The 3371-nt window shown below is 36.8% G+C and carries 4 protein-coding genes; all 4 read left to right on the top strand.

Annotated features, from left to right (window positions below):
- The coding region (locus tag R3333_RS13530) for a hypothetical protein (RefSeq protein ID WP_318959307.1) at window positions 1-459 on the top strand (459 nt) is incomplete at its 5' end.
- Between the two features lie 80 nt (window positions 460-539).
- Window positions 540-1568, top strand: a complete 1029-nt coding sequence (locus tag R3333_RS13525) for a quinone-dependent dihydroorotate dehydrogenase (protein ID WP_318959306.1) — start codon at window positions 540-542, stop codon at window positions 1566-1568.
- A gap of 154 nt (window positions 1569-1722) precedes the next feature.
- Window positions 1723-2541: an enoyl-ACP reductase gene (locus tag R3333_RS13520; protein WP_318959305.1), complete on the top strand. Its 819-nt coding sequence runs from the start codon at window positions 1723-1725 to the stop codon at window positions 2539-2541.
- A gap of 87 nt (window positions 2542-2628) precedes the next feature.
- Window positions 2629-3371 (top strand): M48 family metallopeptidase (locus R3333_RS13515; RefSeq protein ID WP_318959304.1); only part of this gene is annotated, 743 nt, incomplete at its 3' end.

Here is a 3371-nt window from a genome sequence, read left to right as displayed (position 1 = left end):
GCAGGAGTGATGTTTTTTGTTCCTCAAGCTGATTTAGGATCGGGTTGGACCAATTTAAGACCGCTCAGCACAGAGGGACAAGGACTGCCGAATGGGGCAAAAAAATATAGCAACTTTACCGTTACTGTTCCTTTAGGATTTGGAATGCGTTTGGCTACAGGGAAATATTGGAGGTTAGGTATAGAAGCTACCTACAATATTGCATATTCAGATTATATAGATGATGTATCAACGGTTTACTATGATCCAGCAGTACTCGCGGCAACGATTGGTCCGGAAGCTGCTTTGGCCTCCAATCCAGCGATAGGAAATCAAAACTGGTTTGCGCCAGGACAACAACGTGGAGATCCCAGTACGAAAGATGCAATCTTGTATGTAAACTTGGTGTTCTCAAAAAATATTACCATCTCTTCTTTCAGAGTGAGAACAGAGCGTTGGAGAGGTAAAACGAAATTTTAAAGTTCTAGAAATTACAATAGTAAAAAGAGGGTTTGTATCCTCTTTTTTTTGTGCTTATTTTTGCACAAATCTTACGACGAATGTACAAGTTAATAAAGCCAATTCTTTTTAAATGTGATCCAGAGAAAGCGCACCATTTTATTTTTAAGATGATGAAAATTTCTTTGAATACTCCTATTGTTAAATCATTATTTAAGAGTGCTTACACAATAGAAGATAAACGTTTAGAAAGGGAAGTATTTGGACTGAAGTTTAAAAACCCTGTTGGATTAGCTGCAGGTTTTGATAAAGATGCCAAGCTTTTGAATGAGCTGGAAAACTTGGGATTTGGATTTATAGAATTAGGTACCGTAACCCCTCGTCCGCAAGAAGGAAACCCTAAGAAAAGATTATTTAGATTAATTGGAGACGAAGCGATAATCAATAGAATGGGATTCAACAACCAAGGAGTAAAGGCCATGGTTGAAAAATTGAAAAAGCGCAATACTAATATTATCGTAGGAGGTAATATCGGTAAAATGACGAGTTCAACACCAGATCAATACACAGGTGATTACGTAGAGTGTTTTACAGAATTACACCCTTATGTAGATTACTTTACGGTAAATGTGAGTTGTCCAAATGTGGGGAGTCATGCTAAATTACAGGATAAAGACTTCTTGGTAGATTTATTAAATGCTTTACAAGAGATCAATCAGAAGCAAGGTACACCAAAGCCTATTTTATTAAAAATTGCTCCAGATTTGAACACGATTCAATTAGATGAAATGGTTGAATTAGTTGGAGAAACGAAGATAGATGGAATCATCGCGGCAAATACCTCTGTAAATAGAGAAGGATTAAAGGCCGACAACTTGGAGGAAATTGGAATGGGTGGACTTTCTGGAAAGCCAATTGCGAAAAGATCTACGGAGGTAATTCGTTACTTGTCAGAAAAATCTAAAGGAAGCTTCCCCATTATTGGTGTAGGAGGTATTCACTCTGCAGAGGATGCACTTGAAAAGTTAGAGGCAGGAGCAAGTTTGGTTCAGGTATATACAGGTTATATTTACAAAGGCCCTAGCTTAGTGAAAGAAATTAATAAAGCTGTTTTAAAGGCTGGTAAATAAGCCGTTGAAATATAAATACGTTATGCAAGCCCATCTCTTTTGAGATGGGTTTCTTTTTGCAGGATGTTTATACACAAAGGTCTGTGGTCTAAAACCTTTCAAAAAAGTGTTAGAATATCCCTGATAATTCTAAATTTGTACCAAAGCATTAATTATGGCAAATAATTTATTGAAAGGAAAAAGAGGGATTATTTTCGGTGCCCTAAATGATATGTCTATCGCCTGGAAAGTGGCAGAACGTGCGCACGAAGAAGGAGCGGAGTTCGTATTGACAAATGCACCTATCGCTATGCGTATGGGAGCAATTAACGAATTAGCCGAAAAAACAGGTTCTAAAGTAATTCCAGCGGATGCAACAAATGTTGAAGATCTAGAGAATTTGATTAAAGAATCTATGGAGCACCTTGGTGGTAAAATCGATTTCATTTTACACTCTATTGGAATGTCTCCAAACGTAAGAAAGAAAAAACATTATACTGAAATAAACTACAACTACTACAACCAAACATTAGACGTGTCTGCAGGTTCTTTACATAAAGTATTGGCTACTGCACAAAAGATGGACGCGCTTAACGAATGGGGTTCTGTAGTTGCTTTAACGTATATCGCAGCACAACGTATTTTCCCAGATTACAACGATATGGCTGATGCTAAATCATTGTTAGAATCAATTACAAGAAGCTTCGGTTACCATTACGGTATCAAGAAAAAAGTAAGAGTTAACACGATTTCTCAGTCGCCAACGGTTACAACGGCAGGACAAGGAATTAAAGGTTTTGACGAGTTCATTAACTTCTCTGAGCAAATGTCTCCATTAGGAAACGCTTCAGCAGAAGCATGTGCAAACTACTGTATTTCTATGTTCTCTGATTTAACGAAATACGTAACAATGCAGAATTTATTCCACGATGGAGGTTTCTCTAATACGGGGGTAACACAACAAGTAATCGAAAGATTCGGAAGCGAAGATTAAATTCAATCATTATAATTTAGGGGTGGCAATTAAGAGCTACCCCTTTTTTATTCTCGCTAAAACCGACGCTATTAAACACCGTAAACTATGAAATTTATCACCTTTTGCTTTGTACTTCTTGCAGTACTAAGTGTACAAGCACAATTAGATTTTAGTAATTACAAGACCATTAAGTCTAAAGGAGAAATTCCTGAAAGTTTTAAACTTACTTTAGATGAAAGGTACAACCAAGACCTTGAGGTAGATTATGGCCTTACAGGTTATGAACAAAAGGAGTACGTCTTTATGAAGGCATCTTCTTTGGATAACCTGATTCAATCTGGTTTAGTAGTCTATGGTGATGAATTAACCGAATATATTGAAGACCTTGCCAAGAAGTTATTAAAAGACGATGAATATTTGTTCGATGAATTGAGTTTTTTCACGCTGCGATCAAATGTTGCCAATGCCTTTGTTACCGGAGATGGAATGGTATTCGTTACGATGGGACTCCTTTCTCAATTGGTTTCTGAAAGTGATTTAGCCTTTGTCTTATCTCACGAAATTGCTCATTACGAAGAAAAACATGTATTGAATTCCTTCAAAAGAAGAAAGGAATTGGAAAGATCTAACATTGAATTAGAAATAGAAGATTTTAGTAGTTACAGTAAGCAACACGAAACAGAGGCAGACTCATTAGGTCTTATTAGGTATCTAGAGGCGGGATATAGCATTGAGGATATAGAACAAGTTTTTGATATCTTAATGTATTCTCACTTACCCATAGATGAAGTAAGTATTGGTAAAGAATTTTTGGTGGGTGATCTGGCACACATTCCGGCTGATTATTT

It is taken from the genome of Lishizhenia sp. (assembly GCF_033720595.1).
Classification (GTDB): domain Bacteria; phylum Bacteroidota; class Bacteroidia; order Flavobacteriales_D; family Crocinitomicaceae; genus Lishizhenia.
The sequence above is the reverse complement of the archived record's forward strand: the minus strand, read 5'-3'. Positions and strand labels throughout refer to the sequence as shown.